The 22653-nt window shown below is 72.7% G+C and carries 25 protein-coding genes, 1 tRNA gene and 1 pseudogene; 8 read left to right on the top strand and 19 right to left on the bottom strand.

The genetic code is table 11. The annotated features are described in order from the left end of the window. The 8 genes from OVA32_RS10315 to OVA32_RS10355 all read right to left on the bottom strand — a co-directional run bounded on the left by OVA32_RS10315 (position 1) and on the right by OVA32_RS10355 (position 5604). Positions 1–306, bottom strand: coding sequence for a hypothetical protein (locus OVA32_RS10315; RefSeq protein ID WP_248087059.1), 306 nt, complete (start codon positions 304–306; stop codon positions 1–3). Positions 307–489: 183 nt separating this feature from the next. After that, a complete protein-coding gene (locus OVA32_RS10320; protein WP_230297539.1) occupies positions 490–1152 on the bottom strand; it encodes a hypothetical protein in 663 nt (220 codons plus the stop codon). 86 nt (positions 1153–1238) lie between these two features. Next, a complete protein-coding gene (locus OVA32_RS10325; RefSeq protein WP_248087056.1) occupies positions 1239–1538 on the bottom strand; it encodes a hypothetical protein in 300 nt (99 codons plus the stop codon). Beyond that, positions 1535–2380, bottom strand: coding sequence for an RNA polymerase sigma factor (locus tag OVA32_RS10330; protein ID WP_248087053.1), 846 nt, complete (start codon positions 2378–2380; stop codon positions 1535–1537). The genes OVA32_RS10325 and OVA32_RS10330 overlap by 4 nt, the downstream gene beginning before the upstream one ends. Continuing rightward, entirely contained in the window at positions 2380–3402 is a 1023-nt protein-coding gene (locus tag OVA32_RS10335) for a helix-turn-helix domain-containing protein (protein ID WP_248087039.1), read from the bottom strand. Before OVA32_RS10335 ends, OVA32_RS10330 begins: the two co-directional genes overlap by 1 nt. After that, positions 3399–4532 (bottom strand): DUF2637 domain-containing protein, encoded by a 1134-nt coding sequence (locus OVA32_RS10340; protein WP_248087036.1) that lies wholly within the window; start codon positions 4530–4532, stop codon positions 3399–3401. The genes OVA32_RS10335 and OVA32_RS10340 overlap by 4 nt, the downstream gene beginning before the upstream one ends. Next, positions 4529–4897: a hypothetical protein gene (locus OVA32_RS10345; protein WP_267715897.1), complete on the bottom strand. Its 369-nt coding sequence runs from the start codon at positions 4895–4897 to the stop codon at positions 4529–4531. Before OVA32_RS10345 ends, OVA32_RS10340 begins: the two co-directional genes overlap by 4 nt. Before the next feature lie 464 nt (positions 4898–5361). Beyond that, positions 5362–5604, bottom strand: coding sequence for a helix-turn-helix domain-containing protein (locus tag OVA32_RS10355; RefSeq protein WP_078025801.1), 243 nt, complete (start codon positions 5602–5604; stop codon positions 5362–5364). Positions 5605–5758: 154 nt separating this feature from the next. Between OVA32_RS10355 and OVA32_RS11710 the strand changes: the two genes are divergently transcribed. Then, positions 5759–6049, top strand: coding sequence for a helix-turn-helix domain-containing protein (locus tag OVA32_RS11710; protein ID WP_369441070.1), 291 nt, complete (start codon positions 5759–5761; stop codon positions 6047–6049). Here OVA32_RS11710 and OVA32_RS10360 read toward each other — a convergent pair. Further along, positions 6011–6082: transfer RNA gene (locus tag OVA32_RS10360), tRNA-Asn, on the bottom strand. The genes OVA32_RS11710 and OVA32_RS10360 overlap by 39 nt on opposite strands. A 204-nt stretch (positions 6083–6286) precedes the next feature. Here OVA32_RS10360 and OVA32_RS10365 point away from each other — a divergent pair. Next, positions 6287–6952 (top strand): PepSY domain-containing protein, encoded by a 666-nt coding sequence (locus OVA32_RS10365; protein WP_267714345.1) that lies wholly within the window; start codon positions 6287–6289, stop codon positions 6950–6952. An 81-nt stretch (positions 6953–7033) separates the two neighbouring features. Here the strand turns inward: OVA32_RS10365 and dnaG are convergent, their stop codons facing one another. The 3 genes and pseudogenes from dnaG to OVA32_RS10380 all read right to left on the bottom strand — a co-directional run. Beyond that, positions 7034–8944, bottom strand: coding sequence for a DNA primase (dnaG, locus tag OVA32_RS10370; protein WP_036318091.1), 1911 nt, complete (start codon positions 8942–8944; stop codon positions 7034–7036). Positions 8945–8974: 30 nt separating this feature from the next. Beyond that, positions 8975–9220 carry a hypothetical protein gene (locus OVA32_RS10375; RefSeq protein ID WP_036318097.1) on the bottom strand — a complete coding sequence of 82 codons (246 nt, stop codon included), beginning with the start codon at positions 9218–9220 and terminating at the stop codon, positions 8975–8977. A gap of 62 nt (positions 9221–9282) precedes the next feature. Continuing rightward, a pseudogene (locus OVA32_RS10380) lies at positions 9283–10000 on the bottom strand (arsenic resistance protein); the annotation flags it as partial. A gap of 89 nt (positions 10001–10089) precedes the next feature. Here OVA32_RS10380 and OVA32_RS10385 point away from each other — a divergent pair. Both OVA32_RS10385 and OVA32_RS10390 read left to right on the top strand, forming a co-directional pair. Then, on the top strand, positions 10090–11673 hold the full coding sequence (locus tag OVA32_RS10385; protein WP_210079212.1) for an anthranilate synthase component I family protein: 1584 nt from the start codon (positions 10090–10092) through the stop codon (positions 11671–11673). Positions 11674–11785: 112 nt separating this feature from the next. Next, a complete protein-coding gene (locus OVA32_RS10390) occupies positions 11786–12688 on the top strand; it encodes an SIR2 family NAD-dependent protein deacylase (RefSeq protein WP_210079211.1) in 903 nt (300 codons plus the stop codon). Here the strand turns inward: OVA32_RS10390 and OVA32_RS10395 are convergent. The 3 genes from OVA32_RS10395 to OVA32_RS10405 form a co-directional block, all read right to left on the bottom strand. Then, complete coding sequence (locus tag OVA32_RS10395; RefSeq protein ID WP_420709530.1) at positions 12615–14021, bottom strand: deoxyguanosinetriphosphate triphosphohydrolase; 1407 nt, start codon at positions 14019–14021, stop codon at positions 12615–12617. The two genes, OVA32_RS10390 and OVA32_RS10395, sit on opposite strands and share 74 nt — an antisense overlap. After that, complete coding sequence (gene dusB, locus OVA32_RS10400) at positions 14014–15327, bottom strand: tRNA dihydrouridine synthase DusB (RefSeq protein ID WP_230594468.1); 1314 nt, start codon at positions 15325–15327, stop codon at positions 14014–14016. Before dusB ends, OVA32_RS10395 begins: the two co-directional genes overlap by 8 nt. A 119-nt stretch (positions 15328–15446) precedes the next feature. Then, positions 15447–15863: an ankyrin repeat domain-containing protein gene (locus tag OVA32_RS10405; RefSeq protein ID WP_002856236.1), complete on the bottom strand. Its 417-nt coding sequence runs from the start codon at positions 15861–15863 to the stop codon at positions 15447–15449. Between the two features lie 139 nt (positions 15864–16002). On the opposite strand from OVA32_RS10405, the gene OVA32_RS10410 reads away from it, so the two are divergent. Genes OVA32_RS10410 through OVA32_RS10420 form a run of 3 tightly spaced genes read left to right on the top strand, consistent with a single transcriptional unit; the run spans position 16003 to position 18335 of the window. Then, positions 16003–17025: an LLM class flavin-dependent oxidoreductase gene (locus tag OVA32_RS10410; RefSeq protein WP_020628395.1), complete on the top strand. Its 1023-nt coding sequence runs from the start codon at positions 16003–16005 to the stop codon at positions 17023–17025. Beyond that, a complete protein-coding gene (locus tag OVA32_RS10415; protein WP_230594470.1) occupies positions 17022–17486 on the top strand; it encodes a hypothetical protein in 465 nt (154 codons plus the stop codon). Before OVA32_RS10410 ends, OVA32_RS10415 begins: the two co-directional genes overlap by 4 nt. Before the next feature lie 18 nt (positions 17487–17504). After that, on the top strand, positions 17505–18335 hold the full coding sequence (locus tag OVA32_RS10420) for an MFS transporter (RefSeq protein ID WP_267714354.1): 831 nt from the start codon (positions 17505–17507) through the stop codon (positions 18333–18335). Between the two features lie 7 nt (positions 18336–18342). Here the strand turns inward: OVA32_RS10420 and OVA32_RS10425 are convergent, their stop codons facing one another. From OVA32_RS10425 to OVA32_RS10435, 3 genes are read right to left on the bottom strand one after another with little or no spacing between them, the layout of a single operon-like run. Further along, a complete protein-coding gene (locus OVA32_RS10425) occupies positions 18343–18978 on the bottom strand; it encodes a cation transporter (RefSeq protein ID WP_041103529.1) in 636 nt (211 codons plus the stop codon). Then, a complete protein-coding gene (locus OVA32_RS10430; protein WP_041103530.1) occupies positions 18975–20111 on the bottom strand; it encodes a GNAT family N-acetyltransferase in 1137 nt (378 codons plus the stop codon). The genes OVA32_RS10425 and OVA32_RS10430 overlap by 4 nt, the downstream gene beginning before the upstream one ends. After that, positions 20108–21490: a glycine--tRNA ligase gene (locus tag OVA32_RS10435; RefSeq protein ID WP_041103531.1), complete on the bottom strand. Its 1383-nt coding sequence runs from the start codon at positions 21488–21490 to the stop codon at positions 20108–20110. The genes OVA32_RS10430 and OVA32_RS10435 overlap by 4 nt, the downstream gene beginning before the upstream one ends. 141 nt (positions 21491–21631) lie before the next feature. Here OVA32_RS10435 and OVA32_RS10440 point away from each other — a divergent pair, with 141 nt between their 5' ends. After that, positions 21632–21874, top strand: coding sequence for an RNA-binding S4 domain-containing protein (locus OVA32_RS10440; RefSeq protein ID WP_041103532.1), 243 nt, complete (start codon positions 21632–21634; stop codon positions 21872–21874). A 52-nt stretch (positions 21875–21926) separates the two neighbouring features. On the opposite strand, the gene OVA32_RS10445 is transcribed toward OVA32_RS10440, so the two are convergent. Beyond that, a complete protein-coding gene (locus OVA32_RS10445; protein ID WP_036340883.1) occupies positions 21927–22619 on the bottom strand; it encodes an alpha/beta hydrolase in 693 nt (230 codons plus the stop codon). Between the last annotated feature and the right edge of the window lie 34 nt (positions 22620–22653).

A 22653-nucleotide genomic window follows, 5' to 3' on the forward strand; every position in this document is an offset into this window, starting at 1 on the left:
TCAGAACAGCGGAAGGCCGGCGCCCCAGCCGATCAGGCTCGCGGCACCGGCGATCAGGGCCGCAGCCACGATGCCCCAGACCACGAAGCTGATACCCACGTCCTGCGCGCGGCCGCTCGAGGAGAGCTTGCCGAAGATCCAGACCAGCACGCCGATGCCGACGGCGACGATCAGGATGACCAGGAAGGTGCCCAACGCCAGGCCCGTGACGTTCTGGATGGTGGGCATCCAGGGCGCGTTGAAGCTCGGTGCGATGTTCGGGACACCGGCAGCCACCGTGGTGGCCGCGTGAATCAGGTTGCTCATCAGAGGTCCTCCCGTAGGGATGTGATGTGACGACGGCCCGGATGTCTTCCGGCCCGCGCGGGCACCTCCTGCCCGCTGCCAGATGTACGACGCGCCGCACCGCCACGCATGTCACCTGTCCCGCACACGAGAAGGCCCCCACCCACTGCATCCGCAGCAGGTGGGGGCAACTCCCAGATCAGATCAAGAGCAGTTCTGACCCCGCGTCAGCGTCAGGGTCCGCCCGGTCTGAGCACCGTTGGTCAGCGACTGACGCGCCACGTGCACCTCGACCGGCGAGCACTCGGCCGTGGCCTCGTTCTGCGCCGAGCAGTCCGGCTCACCCGACCCGTTCACCTCGCCCGTGGCGTACCACTTCACCGATGTGACGACCGTGTACGAGGATTCCGTGCCGGTAGGCTCCTTGCCCCACTCGTACCCGTCCAGAGCGGGCTGTCCACCGAGCAACGTACTGATCACACGCTCACGCTCTGCCCGATCCGGGGACGGCTCCTCCTTGTCGAAGTCCCGCACCGCCTGCCGGTTGCAGGTCTGCTTCGGGGCGTTCTTCTCGATCGCGACCGACTGTGGCCTGGCCCCGGCGGGCATCAGCTCGCTCGTACCCAGCCCAGCCCCCCAGCTCGTGCCGGCCGTGCCAGCGCCCAGCACCGTCGCCCCCACCGCCGCCAACGCGACCATCGTCCACCCCTTGCGCATCCCGCTAGGTGAGAACAAGGCCCTGCCCCACACCGCCAGCGCCACGCCAGCACCGACCGCCAGGATCAGCACGACCAGCGCCGTCCCGACCACCCATCCACTGATCTGTGACCACCCCGACAGCCCGTCCGGGTTGATTCCGTTCAACATCTCCGACTCCTCGTCGCTCGTCTGGCCCGCTCTTGCTTCATTGCCGTGTCTCGTCCTGGATTCGCGGTCGCCACCGCGAAGGTCTGTCAGCGCGCCATCGCCTGCACCACCACCAGCACCCACACCACGAGCACCGCCAGCGCCACGGCCGCGATCACCCACCGGCCCCGGGCCGAGTCCCACGCGTCCGGTACCCGCTCCTGCCACGACGTCGGCAGTGGCGCGTCCACGGACTCCGCCACCCACCGACGCCCGGCCTCGCCTGCGCGCTGGCGCAGCCGCCGCACGGACGCGAACAGTCCCCGGTCCCGCTCTACGTAGACCACGCGCGGCTCCTGGCCCTCCGGCACGTCATGGCTCTGCTCGAACTCCGTCTGATCGCTCACTTCTCTGCCCTCTCGTTTCGGATCACCGTTGTCGCCACCCTCAGCAGGTGCCGTGTCTCGGCCAGGTACTGCCGACTCGTGGAGTGGCTGAACCCGGTGGCCTGCATGACGTCCTCGACCGTGACCGCTTCCATCCGGCCCCCCGCCTGCGCGCAGGCCAGCGCGACCTGCCGCGCCCAGTCCCCCGCGTCCCCGTCGTCGGGAAGGCAGCTGATCAGCGCGCGCATCGTCACCGCCTGCCCCGAACGGGCCACCTCCTGCGCCGCCCGGACCACCCGGGCACAGCGCACCAGCTCACGCCGGGCCTGACGCAGTGCGGTCACCGAGACGCCCATCGCCTCCGATGCCGCCACGACGTCATCCCCGAACGCCAGCACCACGGCCAGGGCACGGGCCGTCATCTCCGAGGACTCCATGACCGACTCGACCACCCGCATCACCTCCGCGACTTCCCGGTGTGCAGCCAGCGCTTCAACCACAGCCTCGGCCGGGTCCTCCATGACCGTCGACACCGCGGTCTTCTCCCGCGCCACCGCGGAAGCCTCCAGCGCCTCCTGGCTCGCCCGCGAGCGGCCGACCGCCCGCAGATGATCCACCGCTCGGTTCCGGGCGATGGTGCCGACCCAGGTCCGCAGGGAACCCCGGTCCGGATCGAACCGCTCCCGGGAGTGCCACGCGGACTCCCACGTGCTCTGGAGCACGTCCTCCACGACGTCGCCGTTGCCCGAGGGTCCGAGCACGGCCACCACCGTGCCTCGCACCGAGGCCACCGCTTCCGCCAGCTCGTCACCGGTCACCAGCACCATCCCCGCCGGAGCCACCCGGTCCGCCTGCCCGGCCATCAGTCCACCGCCTCCACCAACGCCCGTGGCATCGCCCGACGCTCCAGCCGGCAGTGCGGGCAGTCCGCAAGCACAGCCTGCCCGTACGCCGGGACATGCACGTCCGGGTCCTGACACGGCTCACCGGTCCGCAGCTCACGCACCTGCCCCGAAGCAGCCGGAGCCTGAGCCACGGCGACCGGCCGGGGCCGGGTCACCGCGACCAACTCCTCGAACTCCGAGGCCAACGACCGCGCCACGAACGCCGTGGGCTTGCGCACCGGCCCCGAGGCCCGCGCCAAGACCACGTCCACGATGGACCGCAGCTGCCCGTCTCCGAGGTCCGCAGCCGCCGGCACCCGCTGAACCAAGTCCGCCAGGACCACACCCCGATGGACCAGCCCCACGCCTTCCCCACCGTCGATGGCCTGATCGGTCCGTCGTCCGTCGTCCGTCGTCGTCTCCGCGCGCACTGCACCGGACTGACGGACTGACGGACGGACAGATGAGGGTTCTTGAGGGTTAGTCCGCGCGCGATCCTTATAGTCGGCAAAGTCGCGATTGTCGCCCAACTCCGTCAGGTTGTCGCCCAACTCGGAGTTGGACGACAAATTGTCAGGGCGCGAATCCATGCGGGTCTCGGAGTTGGGCGACAAATTGTCAGGGCGCGAACTCATGCGGGTCTCGGAGTTGGGCGACAAATTGTCAGGGCGCGAACTCATGCGGGTATCTGCACCCCCGCCCACGATCCCTTCCAGGGCTTCGGGATGCAGCTGGTACCGCGATCCGGTCCGCCCCTCGCGTCCCGAACCGCCGTAGACAGCCTTGACCGAGATCAGCCCCAGCTGCTCGAGCTGGTCGATCTGGCGCTGAACCGACCGCACCGACTGTGCCGTCCCACGGGCCAGCAGCTCCTGGCTCGGGAAGCACGACCACGACTCGTCCGCATGGTCACCCAAGAGCATCAGCACGAACGCCTGACCCGTCTTCAGCACACCGGTCTCCGTGACCCGCCGCGCCCAGATGATTGCCTCGATGGTCATGCCTGCTCCTCCTCGGTTCCGAACGCCTCAGCGTGCGTCTCACGGGCATCAGCCAAGCGGCGACGCCCGGTGCGCTCTGAGCACCCGAACTTCTCTGCGACCTCCGCTGCCGAGGGCACCTGGCCCTCCTGCGCGCGGGCCACGATCCATGCAGTGATGTCCGCACCCGATGCCTTCTCCACCGTCTTCGTCTCTGCGACGACCGGCTCTGACGACGCCACGGTCTCGACGACCTCGACCCCCTGGGCGACCTGCGATTCCTCGACCACGGCCTGCTGAACCTCACGGTCCTCGCGCTCGGTCTCGAGTTTCGCCTGACGCTCCATCCGCTCCAGCGCCTGCCGGTGCCGAGCCTCGGCCACCTCGGCCTCCCGCTCGGCCTCGCGCCGCTGGGCCTCGATCTGCCGGCGGCTCGCCGCAAGTTCGGCCTCCAGCTCCGCGCGCTGACGATCCAGCTCCGCCTGAGCCTTCAGCTGCTCTGCTTCCTCCGACACCTGCGATGCGCGCTCGGCCCGCCGCGAGTCCGGGTTCTCCACCGCGACCCGCGCCAGCTGATCCGTGGCCACGAACACCGCCACCGGAACCATCACTGCGATGAGCGCACCCACCACGGACTGCCACACGCTCGCGTTCTCAGCACTCCACGCATGCGCCCCGTTGGCGATCATCGACAGACCCGTGAACGCCCCCAGCGCCCACCACGACGCCCGCGCGGACTCCCCTCGGGACTCGTGCACCAGTACGGAGCCCGCGTAGACCAAGATGGCCAGATCGATGAAGACCGGCACTGCCCAATGCATGAACGGCGGCAGCCCCAGCCACGCCGCGACCTCGTACAGCGCCGCGAACGAGATGGAGAACGCCACCAGCCCAGCCACAGCGGTCCCGGCCACCACGGCCCGAATGAACCGACCATCGTTCGGGTTGACCCGGCGGGGAAGCGACCGAATCCCACTGCCCGTGGGCCGCGCCCCGGTGTTATCCTTCGAGTGCTCGACCAGCGTGCTCTTTGGAATGTGCATCGTCTCGGATTGAGCGTTTTCGGAAGCCCCGACAGCCTGCACGCTGGCCGGGGCTTCCGCCCTTTTCGGCCCAGACGTTCGGGCCTCCCACATCTGCTGCGCGCTCATCGCGTGCCCTCCTCGATCTTCTTCAGCACCTCGTCCAGGTCGTCCACCGCATCCCGCAGCGTCGACCGGATCTCCGCCTGGGACTGACCGTCCACATGGCCCACGGACCGGATCACGTGCGCCAGCGTCCGCACGCACCGCACCGAGTCCCACACGACCCCGTGCAAGTCCTCGTCCTCGACCAGCGCCTTGCCCGTCGCGGGCGACACCAACGAGGCCACCGGGGTAGCCGCCTTGATCAGCGCTGGCACCGCGGCCGCACCCGATCCGTTGAACGCAGTCAGCACACGACGCGCGCGGCCCTTCTGTTCCTCGTCGTGCCGGGCCAAGTCCAGCGGCTCGATCCCGAAGTCCTCGGCCGGCATGTCCAAGACCGCGTCAACGTCACTTTGACCACCTCGGACCCCCATGGAGGGCTCGAGGTTTCCAATGCGAGCGGGCCTCGTGGCCTCGTAGGTCTTCCCGTCGACCCCGACGACGGAGGCCGGTGCACGTCCAGGTGCGTCATTTGACGCACCTGCGTGCTTAAGCTCCCGCCGCACCGTGGCCTCACTGATCTGTGTCGCGGATGCGATCGCCCGAGTACTCATCCCCACCTCACGGAGGGACAGCACGATGTCCTGTCGCTTTTCCAGCGGTGGCCGAAGATGCAAGTTGCCGAACTCGCGAGTCACGTACTCGTCCCAGCTCCGGTACCCCAGAACTTCCCAAGCCCGCCCCCGATACGCAGACCGGATCAGGTGGTACACGGACTCCAGGCCGGTCTTGATCTGGTCTGTGACTTCTCGCGCCGCCTCTGGGGTGTAGGCCAGCTGAAGTGAATAGCCGTTCATGCCTCGGCCAGCTGTTCATCTGCAGCATCGATGCCGGCTACCAACGTCGCGAACGGCACGCCCAGGACACGGGCGAGCTCCAGCAGCTCGCCTAGGCGGAATTCGACCTGCCCGGACATCCGCTTGGAAAGACCGTCCGGGGTGAGGCCGGCCAGTGCCGCTGCGCGGGCCTGGGTTAGGTCTCGTCTACTGATTTCGGCTGCCAGGTTCGACCTGACGCAACGGGTGTGATTGCTCATGGCCCACACTGTATGCGCTGTGCGCATATATGCCCAGCCCTTGCCTTGCGGTCATCGCAACTTTTTTTCTCTGACCTTGTGCGCCGTTCGCCTGAGCCATAGGGTCTTGCCCATGACGAACTCGAACGAGGAGAGCGGCTCGGATTTCAATTCGATGGTCGCCGCAGAGGTGCGTGCTTGGCTCGCCCGCTCCGGCAAACGCCAGGCAGACCTAGCAGCGGCGCTCGGCGTCTCACAGAGCGGCATCTCACACCGGCTCCGCGCGCGGGTGGCCTTTACGTTGGAGGAGCTGGCCACCATCGCGGAGGTCTTCGACATCACGCTCGCGGAACTGCTCGGCCCGGTCATCCTCCAGGCACGAAGAAGCCCCCACACCGACATGGTCGGTGCAGGGGCCTCTGCTCGGCTCCCCCGGTTGGATTCGAACCAACAACCCTTCGATTAACAGTCGAATGCTCTGCCGTTGAGCTACGGGGGAATGTGCCGCGAACCGCCGGAGCCGTTCGGACAACGGATGGAACTCTACCAGAGCCCCTGCCTGCGCGCCACCCGGCCGCGGGGCGCCGTCGTCGTCCTGCCCACGCCCGGGGACCGGGCCCTTGCCAGGCACGGCTCCGGCGGGCCTATGGTGCGAGGACATTCCCAGAACCATCAGGAACGGACCCGAAGGAGAGACGTGTCCATGACCATCACGACCCTCACGCGCAAGACCGCCCTGACCGGCACGGGCGTGCTGGCCGCGCTCGCCCTCGCGGCCTGCGGCACCACCTCCGACAACGGCGACGACGGCTCCGCCTCGCCGGGGGTCGACGCCTCCTCGGCGGTGGCGAGCACCCCCACCACGGACGACGCGTCGGGCTCGGCGTCGTCATCAGCCTCCTCCGCTTCGGCCTCGTCGACGGCCGCCGCGGCCGGCAGCGGCTCGGCCACCGGCCAGGCCGACGAGCCCGCCTACGCGGTGATCGACGCGGTCCTGGAGAAGTACGCCGACGGCATCATCGTCGCGGTGGATGCCAACGACGATGACACGACCTGGGAGGTCGACGTCGTGGTGGGCGAGGAGGTGAAGGAGCTGGACGTCACCGCCGACGGCGACATCACCGAGACCGACCGCGAGTCGGATTCCGAGGACGTCCAGAAGGCGAAGGAGGCCGAGGTCACCGCCAAGCAAGCCCTCGACACCGCCCGGGAGGGCCGTGACGGGGTGACCCTGGACGAGATGGACCTGGACGACGACAACGGCACCCTCCAGTGGGAGGTCGAGTTCGACCGCGAAGACGGCGCGGACGGCCCCGAGGTCGAGATCGACGCCACGTCCGGTGAGGTGCTCACGGTCGACGAGCGCTGACGCCGCGCGGCCGACGGGCCGCCGTTTCCCGAACGACAACGCGCCTGGAGCCGCCGTTTCCCGAACGAAAACGGGTGGGGGTCAGTCGTCGGCGCGGAGGGCCCGGCGGCGCGCCTCCAGTTCCATGAGCTCGCTGTTGAGGCGGGTGAACTCGGCGGGGTCGCCCTCGGGGCCGAGCCGCTGCAGTCGCCCGAGCAGCTCCTCCTTGCGGTGCACGATCTGCAGGGCGAACAGGCGGTTCATGATGTCCCGGCAGTACCGGTCCACATCCTCGGGAGTGCGGGCGGGCAGGTCGCGGACGGCCAGCTCGGACACGACGCCGGCCACCTCCTGGGGCACGGCGTCCCGCACGGCGTCGACCCAGCGCTGCGGCGTCGCCCCCGCCGACCCGGCCATCTTCACGCCCTGGTGGACGGCGGCGTACTGCGGGACCGTGAAGCGGGCGGCGTACAGCGCGGTCCACTGCTCCGCGGAGAGCAGGGTCGGATGCTGCAGCACCACCTCGAGGGACTCCCGCTCGCGGCGGGCGACGGGGTCGCGCGGATCCACCGGCACCACGATCCGCGGCGCCGGGGCGGCAGCCTCCCCGTGGCGGCCCGTGGGCCCGATCGCCTGCCCGTCGTCCGCCGGGGCCGGCCGCGCCTCGGGCTCGGGCCCCCGCCGCGGCGCGCGCCCGGCCGCGGCCACGGCGCGGTGCACGGCGTTCGGGTCGAGGCCGAGCCAGCCGGCCAGCTCCCGCTCGTAACCGGGACGCAGGACGGCGTCCTTGATGCCCGCCACGATCGGAGCGGCATGGCGCAGGGCGCCGGCGCGGCCCTCCACGGTGTCGAGGTCGTAGTCCTTGAGCCCGGCCCGGATCGCGAACTCGAAGAGCGGCCGCCGCGAGGCGATGAGCGCGCGCACCGCCTCGTCGCCCTTCTGCATGCGCAGATCGCACGGGTCCATGCCGCTGGGCTCCACGGCCACGAACGTCTTGGCGAGGAAGCGGTGGTCCTCGTCGAACGCCTTGAGCGCGGCCTTCTGCCCGGCCTCGTCGCCGTCGAAGGTGAAGATCACCTCGCCGCCCGTGCCGTCGTCGGAGATCAGGCGGCGGGCCACCTTGATGTGGTCCGCGCCGAACGCGGTGCCGCACGTGGCCACCGCCGTCCCGACGCCGGCCAGGTGGGCCGCCATCACGTCCGTGTAGCCCTCGACGAGCACCAGCTGACGCTCCTTGGCGATGGTCCGCTTGGCCAGGTCGATCCCGTAGAGCACCTGCGACTTCTTGTAGAGCGGCGTCTCGGGGGTGTTGAGGTACTTGGGCCCGGGGTCGTCGTCGTACAGCTTGCGCGCGCCGAAGCCGATGGTCGCGCCGGTCATGTCCCGGATGGGCCAGAGCAGGCGACCGCGGAACCGGTCGTACAGGCCGCGCTGTCCCTCGGACACCAGCCCGGAGGCGCGCAGCTCCTCGTCCCGGAACCCCTTCTGCCGGAGGTGGTCCAGCAGATGCGACCACCCCTGCGGGGCGTATCCGAGGCCGAACTGCGCCGCGTGCTCCTGTGTGAATCCCCGCTGGGTGAGGAAGTCGCGGGCGGCCTGCGCCTCGGGCGAGCCGAGGGCACGACGGAAGAACTCGTCCGCCACCTTGTTCGCCTCGAACAGGCGACGACGGCGCCCCGTCTCCGCCTTGTCCGGGCCGGTGCCGCCGTCCTCGTAGTGCAGCTCCACCCCCACGCGGGACGCCAGTCGCTCCACGGTCTCCGTGAAGGTGGTGTGCTCGAGTTCCATCAGGAAGCTGATGACGTCCCCGTGCGCGCCGCAGCCAAAGCAGTGGTAGGTGCCCACGCCGGGGCGCACGTGGAACGACGGCGTCCGCTCGTCGTGGAACGGGCACAGCCCCTTGAATGAGCCCACGCCCGCCGGGCGCAGGGTGACGAACTCCTCCACGACGGCCTTCAGATCCGTGCGCTCGCGGACGAGGTCGATGTCCTTGCGCACGATCAGTCCAGCCATGCGGACCATTCTAGGGACGGGGCGGGGCGGTCAGCCCCGAGCGGAACCGGCCTCCGTGGACGGCTCGGCATCCGCTGCGGCCTGTGCAGGACCGGTCCCCGCCGCGCGGGGCGCTTCGGTCCGCGCCGCGCCCGCTGCCTCGGACATGGGGCGTCCGGTCGCGGGGTCGATCACGGGCAACGCGCCGGTGGCCGCCTCGACCAGCGGATGGAACAGCGCGGCCGAAGCCAGGCCACCGTGACGGCGGCGCGCCGAGGACACGAACGAGAGGCTCATGTCGCCCACCATAGCGACGCGCGACCGTGATTCCGGTCACGGTAAGGCAACATTCTGGGCGGTCAGGTCACGGTTCGACCCGCGCCCGCCCCCGCGGACTGCCCGTGCAGCGGCAGCAGCCGGGGCACCAGCCGGACGAGGCTCACCATCGCCCCGAGCTCCACGAGCGTCTGCGTCACCACCACGAGCGGGGCCGGGTCCAGGCTCGCCGGCAGGGCCAACGCCAGCGGCAGCACGACCAGGGAGTTCCGCGTCACGCCCGAGAACACGAGCGCCCGTCCTGCGGGCACGTCGAGACGCGCCCACCGCGCAGCCACCACGCCGAGGGCCACCATCACGGCGGCGAACGCCGCGAACAGGGGCACGACGGCGGCCAGTGCGGGCAACCGCTCCCCCGCCCCGCGGATCTGCGAGGCGACCACCGTGAACAGCGTGACGACCATGAGCGGGACCATCGCCGCCGTGAACCCGCACCCCACCGCGGCCGCGCACCGCACCCCACTGGAGCAGCGCCGCGAGCGCGAGCGGCGCCAGGATCAGCAAGACCAGGGCACGGACGAACGGCCCGGCGTCGACCACGGCCACCGCCGCCTCGCCGGCGACGACGCGCAGCAGCACGGGCAGCACGGGCAGGACGGGCAGCACGACCAGCTGGACGAGCATGAGCAGTGGAGCCGCCGCCAGCAGCCGCTCGGCCGCCCCGCCCGCGAGCGCGGTGAACGCGATGACGTAGTCCACGCACGGGGCCAGCAGCACGAGGAGCACGCCCACGAGCAGCGCGGCGACCAGGGCGCGGCGGGGCGGGGAGGACGGCATGCCGCCAGCGTACGGAGCGATCCGGGCGGGGGCTGACCCCTACGCTGGGGGCCATGCCCACCGCCCCCGCACCGTCCGAGGCCGCTGCCACCCCGTTGCACGTGGCCGTGCGCACGCTCGACGCCGCGGCGCTCGCGGCGGCCGGACACACGGCGGCGACCGCCGTGGCCGCGGTGTACGCGCACGCGGTGGTGCGCGGGGCGGCGTCGTTCTGGCTGGACTCGGCCCTGCCGGACCCGGCCGAGGCGCGCTGGTCCGTGGCGGGCGACGGCCTGGACGTGCTCGGCGAGGAGCAGGGTCGCGTGCCCTCCCCCGGCCCGCGCCTGGTCCGGCACGACGACCCCGCCGATCCGGACCGCGCGTGGGCGGACCTCGCGGCCGCGGCCGCACCCCGGCCGGTGGTCGGCGGCGAGGGACTGCCCCTGCGCGGCGGCCTGGTCGGCTGGCTCGGCTACGAACTCGGCCTGGCGGATCTGGGGGTGTCCCCGCCCTCACCCCGACCCGAGGACCCCGCAGCCCTGCCCGCGCAGTTCTGGGTGCGCCCCTCCCGCTACGCCGTGGCCGACCACGCGGCCGGGGTGCTGCACTGCTGCGTCGTCTCCCTCGACCCGACCGCCGCCGAGGCCGGGGCCGACCGCTGGGCGGCGGACGTGCGCCGTGCCCTCGCCGCGGCCCGCCGCGATCTCGAGACGGCGGCGGGTGACGCCGTCGTGCCGCCCCCGGAGGACGCCGGCCCGGAACCCCGGGCCGATGAGGAGGCGCCGGGCACGTGGCGCGAGGACTGGGCGGCGTACGCCGAGCAGATCGCCCGCTGCCGCGCCGCGCTGCATGCCGGCGACTCCTACGAGCTGTGCCTGACCACCCGCTTCGACGCCGATCCCGGGCTTCGCGTGGACCCGCTGGTCCTGTTCCACGAGCTCGCCGCGCACCAGCCGGCCCCGTACGCGGCGCTGCTGGAGCACGGCACGGGCGCCCGCCGGTGGGCCGTGGTCTCGGCCTCCCCCGAGCGATTCCTCTCCGGTCGGGACGGGCGGTACAGCACCAAGCCGATCAAGGGCACCGCCGCCCGCCTGCCGGACCCGGTCGCGGACGCCGAGGCCGCCCACGCGCTCGCCGCCGACCCCAAGACGCGCGCCGAGAACCTCATGATCGTGGACCTGCTGCGCAACGACCTCTCCCGGGTGTGCGAGCCCGGCTCCGTGCAGGTGCCCTCCCTCATGGCGGTGGAGAGCTACGCGAGCGTCCACCAGCTCGTCTCCACCGTCACGGGCACGGCACGGGCCGGCGTCGAGCCCGTGGACGTGGTGCGGTCGCTGTTCCCCGGCGGGTCGATGACGGGCGCGCCGAAGCGACGCAGCGTCGAGCTGCTGGCCGCGTGGGAGGCGTCCCCGCGCGGGGTCTACTCCGGGACGCTGGGGATGCTGAGCGCGGACGGGACGACGTCGTTGTCCGTCGTGATCCGCACAGCCGTGCTCGCCGGGGGCCGCTGGTCCGTGGGGGCCGGCGGGGCGATCGTCGCGGACTCGGACCCGGCCGCCGAGCACGACGAGGTCCTCCTCAAGGCCCGCGGCCTGCGCCGGGCCCTCGCCCGCGCCGCCGGCACCGGCCTGCCGACGACGGCGCCCGACGTCGCCTGACCCCACACCGTGGTCCGGGGGCGATATTCGGCGGTATTCCGACGGAATAACGCCGCAAACCGCCCCCAAACGAGGGGGGCGCCCACCCGTGCCGCCTGCCTAGGCTGGGGACATGGCCGATCCGCACCCCGTCCTCGCCGCCTCCGCCCCCGACCTCGACCCTGACGCGCTGGACGCCGTCCGCGCGCTCGTGGCCGCCGCCGAGCGTCCCGTGGTGCTCTCCGGGGCGGGGATGAGCGCCGAGTCCGGCATCCCCACGTTCCGCGACGCCCAGACCGGCCTGTGGGAGCGGTTCTCCGCGGAGGAGCTCGCCACGGAGGAGGCGTTCCTCGCGGATCCCGCGCTCGTGTGGTCCTGGTACCGGTGGCGGGCCCGGATGGTGCGGGCCCGTCGGCCGAATCCCGGGCACGACGCCGTCGCCGCCTGGCAGCGGCGCACGCCCGGCCTGGAGGTGGTCACCCAGAACGTGGACGATCTGCACGAGCGCGCCGGCGCCCGGGTCCTCGCGCACCTGCACGGCTCCCTGTTCGAGCACCGCTGCGCCGACTGCGGGGCCCCCGCCGACGTCGACCCGGGCGCGCCCGCGGACGAGGCGACGGCCGGCTCCGAGGCCGACCTCGAGGCGATGCTCCACGAGGCACCGCCGGCCTGCACCGTGTGCGGGGACGGGCTGATCCGCCCGGGGATCGTGTGGTTCGGGGAGATGCTGCCGGCCGAGCCCTGGGACCGCGCGTTCGCCGCGCTCGAGGACTGCGACCTGTGCGTCGTCGTCGGCACCTCGGGCATCGTCCAGCCGGCGGCGTCCCTGCCGTTCGTGGCGCTGGGGGCCGGGGCCGCCGTCGTCGAGGTCAACCCGGTGGAGACCGAGCTGAGCGGCGCGGCCACGCACGTCCTGCGGGGTCCCGCCGGCGCGGTGCTTCCCGCGCTGCTGGACCCGCCGGTCAGAGCCAGACGCGCCGGAACTCCGCGCCCTGCACCAGCGTGTGATGCCACTCGACGGCGGTCGAATCGGTGAGCGAGGCGATCTGGTCGATCACCACGCGCCGCCGGGCGGCGTCGTCGGGGGCCTGCGCCCAGTCGAACGTGAACATCGGCTCGAGGTACCGGTCCCCCGTCGCGTCGAGCAGCGCCACGAGCTCCGCGAGCACCTCGCGCTGCCGCGCGTAGAGCGGCTGGCGCTGCTCGGCGGTCATCACGTAGGCCGCCGCGATGCCCTTCATCACGGCGATCTCGGTCTCCGTCTCCTCGGGCACCACGACGTCGGCGCCGTGGCGGGTGAGCGGCTCGTTGCCGAACACCTGGCGCGTGGCGTCGAAGGCGGCGCTGCAGAACCGGCCGATCAGCTGGCTCGTCATGTCCTTCATCGCCGCGAGTGCCCGCCGGGAGCCGTCCATCTCGGAGACCCACACGTCGGTGGCCTCGAGGCGGGCCAGGGCCGCGTCGACCTCGGCCGGGTCCGTGTGCGGCAGGTACCACTGGCGGGTGGTCTCCACGACGCGCTGCCGATGCTCCGGGATGGCCAGCCACTTGAGCTGGAACACGGCGTTGACCACGCCGTCCTCGACGTCGTGCACGGAGTAGGAGATGTCGTCCGCGAGGTCCATGACCTGGGCCTCCATGGACGTGCGCGTGCCGGACACCCCGGCGCGGAACCAGCGGAACACGGGCAGGTCGTCCTCGTAGACGCCGAACTTGCGCGAACGCGTGCCGTCGGGGCGCAGCGGGGCGTCCTCACGGGTCCACGGGTACTTGCATGCGGCGTCGAGGGCGGCGCGCGTGAGGTTCAGGCCCGCGGAGGAGCCGTCCGCGAAGAGCTTCTTCTGCTCGAGGCGGGCCAGCAGGCGCAGGGTCTGGGCGTTGCCCTCGAAGCCGCCGACGTCCTCGCTGAGCGCGTCGAGCGCCTTCTCCCCGTTGTGCCCGAAGGGCGGGTGGCCGAGGTCGTGGGACAGGCAGGCGGTGTCCACGAGGTCGGGGTCGCAGCCCAGCGACCGGCCGAGCTCACGCCCCACCTGCGCCACCTCGAGCGAGTGCGTCAGGCGGGTGCGGGCGAAGTCGTCCGCGTCCGGGGCGACCACCTGGGTCTTGGCCCCCAGCCGGCGCAGGCCCGCGGAGTGCAGCACGCGGGCACGATCCCGCTCGAAGTCCGAGCGGTACGAGGACTTGGGCGGCTCGGGCAGCCACCGCTCCCGGTCCCACGGCGTGTAGCCGGGGGTCTGCACGGCGCGGCCGGCATACGGGGGCCGGCCCTCGGGGCCGAACAGCACCGGCTGGTGGGCGGCGCCGGTCCAGGGCGACGACGGCGCGGCGGGCACTCCGGCGGCGGGCTCCGGCGTCGTGGGCTCAGCCACCGGAGACGTCCAGCTCGGCGGCCGCGATCATGGCCTGCTGCTCGGCATTGAGCTCGCGGGAGTCGAGCCAGCCGTCCGGCAGGTGCGGGCGCTTGGGGGCGCCGGCCCGGCCGCGCGGGCCCTCGGCGGCCTCGCCCGGGTAGGGCTGGTCCCGGTCCACGCGGGCGAGGATCTCGCGCAGCGTGGCCAGGTCCGGGACGGTCGCCAGGGCGGTGCGGATCTCCGAGCCCACGGGGTAGCCCTTGAAGTACCAGGCCACGTGCTTGCGGATGTCCCGTAGCGCCTTGAGCTCGTCGCCGCCGAAGGTGTCCACGAGCAGCTCGGCGTGGCGGTACAGCGTGTCCGCGACCATGCCCAGGGTCGGGTGGAACCGGTCCTGGCGGCCCTCGAACGCGGCCTGCAGATCCCCGAACAGCCAGGGCCTTCCCTGGCAGCCGCGGCCGATCACGACGCCGTCCACGCCCGTGCGCTCGACCATCGCGATGGCGTCCTCCGCGGACCAGATGTCGCCGTTGCCGAGCACGGGGATGTCCGGCAGGGCCTCGCGCAGCCGGGCGATGTCGTCCCACACGGCGGTCCCCGAGTAGAACTGGCGGGTGGTGCGGCCGTGGAGGGCGACGGCGGCGACGCCGAGGTCGCGGGCCGTGCGGCCGGCGTCGAGGAAGGTCAGGTGGTCCTCGTCGATGCCGCGACGCATCTTCACGGTCACCGGGATGTCCTTCTTGGCCGCCTCGGTGACGGCGGCCTTCACGATCGAGGCGAACAGCTCCGACTTCCACGGCAGGGCCGAGCCGCCGCCGCGGCGGGTCACCTTGGGCACGGGGCAGCCGAAGTTCATGTCGATGTGGTCGCAGCGGTCCTCCTCGACCAGCATCCGCACCGCCGCGCCGGTGGTGACCGGGTCCACGGAGTAGAGCTGCACGGAGCGGGGCACCTCGTCCGGGTCGTGCTGGATGATCCGCATCGACTCGGGCTTCCGCTCGACCAGCGCGCGGGCCGTGACCATCTCGTTGACGTAGAGGCCGCCACCGTACTCGCGGCACAGGCGGCGGAACGCCGTGTTGGTGATGCCGGCCATCGGGGCGAGCACCACGGGGACGTCGATGGTCAGCGGCCCCAGCCGCAGCGGGGGCAGGGCCAGGCGGTCCGTCGTCGGGGCGGGGTGGCGGGCCTCGTGGAGCTGATCGTCGTCGGTGATGCGGCGGCCCGCACCGGCGGACTTGGCGTAGTGCGCTGCGTGGGGGTCGACGACGTCGGGGGCGCCGTCGACCGCCGCCGCGGCGGGGAGGGTGTGGGAAGAAGTCATGTCGGACCCCATTCTTCCATTCCGCCCGGCACCCGCGTCACCGTGCCCCACGACGAGGCCCGCTGGGAGGCGATCGCAGAGGCACCCCGCCGGGACGGGCAGACCGTCCTCCCGGCGGGTCAGGCCTCCGACGCCGGCGCCGCGTCCCCGCCGTCGAGCACCGCCAGCAGGTCAGCACCGGCGAACATCTGAGCGGTCTGACGCGCCGAGGGGGTGCCCGCGTCCGGGTCCGCACCGGCCGCGAGCAGATGCCGCATCGAGGCGACATCCCGTTTGAACGTGGCGCAGGTCAGGGCGCGCTGGCCGCGATCGTTGGCGTGCTCGATCTCGGCGCCGGCCTCGATCAGCATCGCCACCGTGTCCGGGTGCTCGTGATAGGCGGCGAGCGTGAGGAAGGAGTCGCCCGCGTGGTTGCGCAGGCGCGTGCTCACCCCGGCGTCCAGGTACGCCTTCAGCTGGGCCGTGTCCCCGTCACGCGCCATGTCGAAGAGCCGGTTCGCCAGCTCGATGTCCTTCTCGCTCCACTGCTCACTCATGCCCGCCAGTATGGCGGACGCCGCGACGATCGACCGCTCCGCAGCGACATCTCCGCGGGTCTGCCCGCAGGTGATGTCGCCGGCCGGCGGTCAGACGAGCACCGGGAACAGCCCCGCCCGCCCCGCGGTTGCACCCGGCATGACCCGCAAGCACCTCGGCTTCCTCAACTTCGGCCACTGGATCCACCGTCCCGGCGCCGAACCGGACGCGCGGCAGGCCCTCGACGACGTCGTCGCCATGGCCGTGGCCGCCGAGGACGCCGGGCTCGACGGCGCCTGGCTGCGCGTCCACCACTTCCAGCGGATGTTCTCCTCGCCGTTCCCGATCCTCGCCGCGATGGCCGCCCGCACCGAGCGGATCAGCCTCGGCACCGGCGTGATCGACCTGCGGTATGAGAACCCCCTGTACATGGCCGAGGCCGCGGCCACCACGGACCTCATCTCCGGCGGCCGGCTCGAGCTCGGCGTCTCCCGCGGCTCACCCGAGGCCGCCCTCGACGGCCAGGCGCAGTTCGGCTACGCCCTCGACGAGGGGCAGACCTGGGCCGACGTGACCCGAGAGCGCGGACGCCGGTTCCTCTCGGCCGTGCGCGGCGAGGGCATCGCGACGCCGGACCTCACCTCCGGCTGGGCGCACAGCTCGCAGCCGCTGCGGATCGAGCCGCACTCCCCCGGGCTCGCGGACCGCATCTGGTGGGGGTCCGGCTCCGTGGGCTCGGTGGCCGGCGCCGCCACGGACGGCTACAACATGCTCTCCTCCACCCTGCTCCTGCAGGACGACGGCCGCCCCTTCCACGTCCAGCAGGCCGACCAGATCGCGCGCTACCGGGAGGCCTTCGCCGCGGCCGGCCACGCCGGTCCGGGCCGCACGGCGGTCACGCGCTCCGCGTTCGTCATCCAGGACCGGGAGGACGAGCTGTACTTCGGCCGGGAGCGGGCCTCGCGCGACTCCTCCGGCATGCTCGAGGGCGGCGCCGCCCGCTCCGGCCCGACCTATGCCGGGTCCGCCGAGGAGGTCGCGGAGAAGCTCGCCGCCGACGACGCCGTCGCCGCCGCCGACTGGGTCCTGTTCGCCAACCCCAACCAGCTCGGGGTCGAGTACAACGCGAAGATCTTCGCCGGCTGGGCGGAGGTCTGGCGCCTGCTCGGCTGGGATGCATGAGCGAGGCCCCGCCGCACGTTCCGGCCGCCGACGGGTTCACCCGAGCCCGTCGCGCGCGCTGGGCCGTCACCGCCGCCTTCGCGACGAACGGCGCCCTGCTCGGCGCGCTCATCCCGCACTACCCGGAGGCCAAGGCCGCGTTCGGCCTGGACCCGGCCGCGTTCGGCCTGCTCGTCATCGCGCTCGCCGTGGACGGCACGCTCGCCGGGCCCCTGCCCGCCCCGATCCTGCGCCGGTTCGGCGCCCGCCGCGTCATGCTCGCCGGCAGCGTGGCCATCGCCCTGCTCACGACGGCGGCCGGTCTCGTCCTCGACGCCGCCGGGGCGGGCGCGGGGGCCGGGCACGGTGCGGGCACGGCCGCGGCCTGGCTGCTGTGGGTCTTCGCGGGCCTCGTCGTGGCCTCGGGCGTGCTCGACGCCGTCGTGGACACCGCCCAGAACGCGCAGGGCCTGCAGGTGTAGACCCGGCTGGCCCGGCCCGTGCTCACGACCATGCACGCCGGCTGGAGCCTCGGAGCGGCCGCTGGTGCCGGGCTCGGTGCGGCGGTCATCACCGTGGGCGGCCCCGCGGCCCTGCACCTGGGGCTCAACGGCGCCGTGTGCGTCGCGGTACTGCTGGGGGTCCGGCGCCTGTTCCTGGCGGAGGCTCCCGTGGACTCGGCGTCCGCCCGCGGCGCCGCGGATCAGTCACCCGCACCGTCGGAGACGTCCACGCCGCCTGCCCCGGCCGCCCAAGCCCTCCCCCGCCGCGCCGCCGTGGCCGTGCTCGTCCCCGCCGTGGTGATCGCGATGGCCGGGTTCGGCGTGGAGGAGTTCGGCAACGCGTGGGCCACCCTGTTCCTGATCACGGAGCGCGGCCTGGATCCGGCCGCGGCGGTGCTCGGCGCGTCGACGCTGCTGGGCGCGCAGTTCGTCGGACGCCTCGCGGGCGACCGAACCCTCACCGCCCTGGGACGCCGCGGGGCGCTGACGGCGGGGCTGGGCGCCATCGTCGTGGGGCTGGGGCTGGCCCTGGCGCCGCTGCCCGAGCCGGTGGCCGTGCCTGCCGCGTTCGCGGGGCTGGCCCTGGCGGGGCTCGGCTGCGCCGTGGTGGTGCCCGTGGCCTATGCGCTCGGCGACGAGGCGCCCGGGCTCCGGCCGCAGACCGGGCTGGCGGTGACGAGCTGGTGCATGCGGCTGGCCGGGGTTGGGCTCAGCCCGGCGGTCGGGGCGCTGGCCGGCGCCGTCGGTCTTGCACCGGCGCTGACGGTGTTCCTGGGCCTGGCCGCCGTCGGGGCGGTGCTCGCCGCCCGGCTGCCCGCCGCCCCGTAGGAACCGCTCAGTCGTCGTCGACCTCGCCGGCGAGGGCCTGGGCCGCCAGGTGCTCCTCGGTCGCGGCCTCCCAGATCTCCTTGGCGGCGGAGCCGTTGAGCAGCACGAGAAGCACGCCCACGATGATGTCCGCCCAGCCCGACGCCGTCAGCACCGTGATCCCGGACAGGGCGATCAGCACGACGCCGGCCACGAGGTCGTTGCGCGCCGCGAGCCAGGCCGCCCGGGTGAGGGAGCCGCCGTCGACGCGGACGCGGGCCAGCAGGACCACGCACACGATGTTCACGAGGAGCGAGCCGACGGCCGCCCCCAGCAGCACGCCCGCGGCCGGCGGCTCGGGGTCGCCGATCTTCGTGGCCGCCATGACGAGCGCCGCCACGGCCGGCAGCACGATGATCCCGGCCATGACCTTGCCGATGACCGCCTGCCGGGCCGCCGTCCACCCGAGCGCCACGAAGATCAGCAGGTTGACGGCGAAGTCCTCGAAGAAGTCGACGGAGTCCGCCACGAGGGCCACCGAGCCGATCCCCACCGCCAGGATGATCTCGACCACCAGGTAGGCGCCGTTGAGCAGGGCCACCGCCAGGACGGTGCCCCGCAGGGTGCGGGTGCGCCGGCGGTCCGCTACGGCCGCCCGGTTCACGCGCCCGGCGCGTCGTCCACGAACACGTACGTGTCCACCAGCGTCCGCGCCGCGTTGCCGCCGATGAGCCCGTCCACGATCCGCTCCAGCGGGGCCATCGCCTCGTCCACCTCGATCTGCACGGGGTACTGGGCCACGAGCAGGGCGAGCAGGTCGGCCACGGCCTGCAGCGCGTCCTCCTCCCCCAGCTCCGGATCCCAGCCCACGAGCACATCGGCCGGCGCGTCCTGGCGCTCCGGGGTGTAGGACACCGCGAACGCGCGGATGCGCCCGCCCTCGGCCTTCGGCGCGTCGCGGAGCACGACGGCGCCCGCGGCCCCGGTGGCCGGGCCCAGCAGCAGCTGCTGGGCGGCCCCGACGCTCAGGGTCGACGGGTCCCACGCGTGCACGGCGTCATAGAACGCGGCGACCGCCTGCGTCAGCTCGACGGAGCCGGTCGAGGCCTCCTCGAGGACCACGCCGTCCGGGTGCTCCTCCCCGCGCACATCCGGCAGGCCGATGGCCCCCGGGGCGATCGCGACGCGGCGGGAGCGCTGCACGGGGGTGAAGCCCTGGGCCACGAGGAACGCCTCGGTGCCGGCGGCCAGTGCGGCGGTCTGGGACCGCACGGCCTCCGTGTCCACGGGCGGGCGGCCCGTCGCACCGTCGGCCTCGGTCTGCGGGTCGGCGCCGGCCACGCCGGGCACCAGGGCGTCCTTGGCGAACCGGGCCTTCAGGGCCGTCGTCGGGATGGTGCCGGCGGCATGCGCCTCCGCGGCGAGCCCCCGCAGGGCCGCCACGAGCGCCCGGCCGATGCCCCGGCGCCGCTCGGCGGCCGCGGTCTCGACGTACAGCCACAGCCGCCGCGGGTGCACGGACGAGGCGTAGACGACGCCGGCCGCCACCGGCACGCCGGCGTCCTCGGCCACGAGCGCGCGGCGCCAGGGCCGTTCCGCGTCCTCGGCGAGCATCGCCCGGTCCTGGTGCTGCTGCGCGTTGGCCGGGTCGCCCCACACCTCGAGCAGGGCCAGGTCGTCCCCGGGCCGCCAGGGACGCAGCACGATCTCCCCGTCGGCGACCGCGGCGGAGTCGAACAGCGCGCCGCCGTCGTCATGCCCCGCGGCCCCGGCCGCTCCCGTCACGTCCCCGCTCACTTGACCAGGCGCTCCAGCAGGTAGGACTTCACCTGGGACAGCGCCACGCGCTCCTGGGCCATGGTGTCCCGCTCGCGGATGGTCACGGCCTGGTCCTCGAGGGTGTCGAAGTCCACGGTGATGCAGAACGGGGTGCCGATCTCGTCCTGGCGGCGGTAGCGACGGCCGATCGCGCCGGAGTCGTCCGTCTCGATGTTCCAGAGGGTGCGCAGCTCCGCCGCGAGGGACTGGGTGGCCGGCTGCAGCTCGGGCTTCTTCGACAGCGGGAGCACGGCGGCCTTGACCGGGGCCAGGCGCGGGTCCAGCTTGAGCACGGTGCGCACGTCCACGCCGCCCTTGGCGTTCGGGGCCTCGTCCTCGGCATAGGCGTCCACGAGGAACGCCATCATGGCGCGGGTCAGGCCGAAGGACGGCTCGATCACGTACGGGGTGTAGTGCTCGTTGTTCGCCTGGTCGAAGTACTGCATCTTCGTGCCGGAGTGCGTCGTGTGCTGGCCCAGGTCGTAGTCGGTGCGGTTCGCGATGCCCATCAGCTCGCCCCAGCCGTCGCCGCCGGTGAAGCCGAAGTCGTACTCGAGGTCGATGGTGCCGTCCGAATAGTGCGCACGGTCCTCCGCGGGCACGTCGAGGCGGCGCAGGTGCGCGGGGTCGATGCCGAGGTCGATGAACCAGTCCCAGCAGTCCTCGACCCAGCGGTCGAAGTGCTGCTTCGCCTCGGCCGGCGGCACGAAGTACTCGATCTCCATCTGCTCGAACTCGCGGGTGCGGAAGATGAAGTTGCCCGGGGTGATCTCGTTGCGGAACGCCTTGCCGATCTGGCCGATGCCGAACGGCGGCTTCTTCCGGGCCGCGCCCAGCACGTTGAGGAAGTTCACGAAGATGCCCTGCGCCGTCTCCGGGCGCATGTAGTGCAGGCCCTCCTCGTTGTCCACGGGGCCGAGGTAGGTCTTGACCAGGCCCGAGAACAGCTGCGGCTCGGTCCAGGCGCCCTGGGTGCCGCAGTCCGGGCACACGATCTCGGCCATGCCCTCGGCCGGCCGGCCCTTCTTGGCCTCGAACGCCTCGAGCAGGTGGTCCTGGCGGTGGCGCCTGTGGCACTGGGTGCACTCCACGAGCGGGTCGGTGAAGGTCTCGACGTGGCCGGAGGCCTCCCACACCGCGCGCGGCAGGATGATGGAGGAGTCCAGGCCCACCATGTCCTCACGGGAGCGCACGAAGGTCTTCCACCACTCGGCCTTGATGTTCTCCTTCAGCTCCACGCCCAGGGGCCCGTAGTCCCACGCGGAGCGCGAACCGCCGTAGATCTCACCGGCCTGGAACACGAAGCCTCGGCGCTTGGCGAGGTTGATGACGTTGTCCAGCGGGGACTTGGCAGCCATGGGGGCATCACTTCCGTACTCATCGGCGGGGCGGGAGGGGATCACGACGACGACGGCACCCGGCCGCCTTCGACGCGGCGGGCCCGTTCCGGCGCGGCGCGCCGGTCGATCCCGTCCAGCCTACCGGCCATGATGGACACCATGACCGAGACGAACGCACCCGACGCCCAGCCCCTGCCCATCCGTGACGAGTCCATCCGCCTCGGCCAGGCGCTCAAGCTCGCCTCCCTCGTGGACGACGGGGCCATGGCCCGCGACGTCGTCACCGACGGGCTCGTCACCGTCAACGGCGCGGTGGAGACGCGCCGCGGCGCCCAGCTGCACGACGGGGACGTCGTCGAGTTCGCCGGCGAGGCGTTCGTCGTCCAGGCCGGGCAGGCCTGAGCCGACGCCCCGTCGGGCGGCCGCGGCGCCGTCGTCGAGCGTGTCCGGTGCGTCAGCCGCGGGGCGGCACCATGTGGGCGAGGTACTCCTTCACGTGGCCCAGCTCCTGCTCGTTGATCGCGTGGCCGAGCCCGGCATAGACGATCTTCATGAGGTCCACGTGGGCGTTCAGCCAGGCATGGGTCTCCTCGACCCGGGGCTCGGAGATGATCGGGTCCTCCTGGCCGCGGCCCCAGAAGACCTTCGGTCGGACGCGGGCGACGTCGTCGTCGCGGGTGAACAGCTCGCGCAGCCGCGGCTCGGTGAGCTCCGGGTCCACCACGAAGCCGGACAGCGCCACGGTGCACGCGTAGGCCTCCGGGTCCAGGCGCAGCAGCGACGTGGCCATCGCCATGCCCTGCGAGAAGCCGAGCAGGGAGACGGTGCGGAAGTCCCCGCGCACCGCCTGCACCCAGGCGTGCAGGGCCTCGACGGCCTCGCGGACCGGCTCGGCGGTGGAGCCCAGCTCGCCCGTGACGGGGTCCTGGGAGAGCGGGAACCAGGCGTGGGAGCCCGGCTGCAGGGGCAGGGGCGCGCGCACGGCGGCCACCGTGACGTGCTCGGGCAGGTGCGGGACGAGGCCGAACAGGTCGTCCTCGTTCGCGCCGTAGCCGTGCAGGACGATCAGCAGGTCCTCGGTGCGCTCGCCCTCGGGGCGGGACCAGCGGACGACGGGCTCGACGGCGGGGGTGGGGTTCGCGTTCACGTCCGCCAGCCTAGCGAGCGGCGCGGTCGGCCCC

The organism is Micrococcus sp. SL257 (genome assembly GCF_026625585.1).
Classification (GTDB): Bacteria; Actinomycetota; Actinomycetes; order Actinomycetales; family Micrococcaceae; genus Micrococcus; species Micrococcus luteus.

Coding starts and splice junctions, on each gene's coding strand:
- OVA32_RS10315 (WP_248087059.1), bottom strand. CDS start 306: ATGAGCAACCTGATTCACGCGGCCACCACGGTGGCTGCCGGTGTCCCG.
- OVA32_RS10320 (WP_230297539.1), bottom strand. CDS start 1,152: ATGTTGAACGGAATCAACCCGGACGGGCTGTCGGGGTGGTCACAGATC.
- OVA32_RS10330 (WP_248087053.1), bottom strand. CDS start 2,380: ATGGCCGGGCAGGCGGACCGGGTGGCTCCGGCGGGGATGGTGCTGGTG.
- OVA32_RS10335 (WP_248087039.1), bottom strand. CDS start 3,402: ATGACCATCGAGGCAATCATCTGGGCGCGGCGGGTCACGGAGACCGGT.
- OVA32_RS10340 (WP_248087036.1), bottom strand. CDS start 4,532: ATGAGCGCGCAGCAGATGTGGGAGGCCCGAACGTCTGGGCCGAAAAGG.
- OVA32_RS10345 (WP_267715897.1), bottom strand. CDS start 4,897: ATGCCGGCCGAGGACTTCGGGATCGAGCCGCTGGACTTGGCCCGGCAC.
- OVA32_RS10355 (WP_078025801.1), bottom strand. CDS start 5,604: ATGAGCAATCACACCCGTTGCGTCAGGTCGAACCTGGCAGCCGAAATC.
- OVA32_RS11710 (WP_369441070.1), top strand. CDS start 5,759: ATGGTCGCCGCAGAGGTGCGTGCTTGGCTCGCCCGCTCCGGCAAACGC.
- OVA32_RS10365 (WP_267714345.1), top strand. CDS start 6,287: ATGACCATCACGACCCTCACGCGCAAGACCGCCCTGACCGGCACGGGC.
- dnaG (WP_036318091.1), bottom strand. CDS start 8,944: ATGGCTGGACTGATCGTGCGCAAGGACATCGACCTCGTCCGCGAGCGC.
- OVA32_RS10375 (WP_036318097.1), bottom strand. CDS start 9,220: ATGAGCCTCTCGTTCGTGTCCTCGGCGCGCCGCCGTCACGGTGGCCTG.
- OVA32_RS10385 (WP_210079212.1), top strand. CDS start 10,090: ATGCCCACCGCCCCCGCACCGTCCGAGGCCGCTGCCACCCCGTTGCAC.
- OVA32_RS10390 (WP_210079211.1), top strand. CDS start 11,786: ATGGCCGATCCGCACCCCGTCCTCGCCGCCTCCGCCCCCGACCTCGAC.
- dusB (WP_230594468.1), bottom strand. CDS start 15,327: ATGACTTCTTCCCACACCCTCCCCGCCGCGGCGGCGGTCGACGGCGCC.
- OVA32_RS10405 (WP_002856236.1), bottom strand. CDS start 15,863: ATGAGTGAGCAGTGGAGCGAGAAGGACATCGAGCTGGCGAACCGGCTC.
- OVA32_RS10410 (WP_020628395.1), top strand. CDS start 16,003: ATGACCCGCAAGCACCTCGGCTTCCTCAACTTCGGCCACTGGATCCAC.
- OVA32_RS10415 (WP_230594470.1), top strand. CDS start 17,022: ATGAGCGAGGCCCCGCCGCACGTTCCGGCCGCCGACGGGTTCACCCGA.
- OVA32_RS10435 (WP_041103531.1), bottom strand. CDS start 21,490: ATGGCTGCCAAGTCCCCGCTGGACAACGTCATCAACCTCGCCAAGCGC.
- OVA32_RS10440 (WP_041103532.1), top strand. CDS start 21,632: ATGACCGAGACGAACGCACCCGACGCCCAGCCCCTGCCCATCCGTGAC.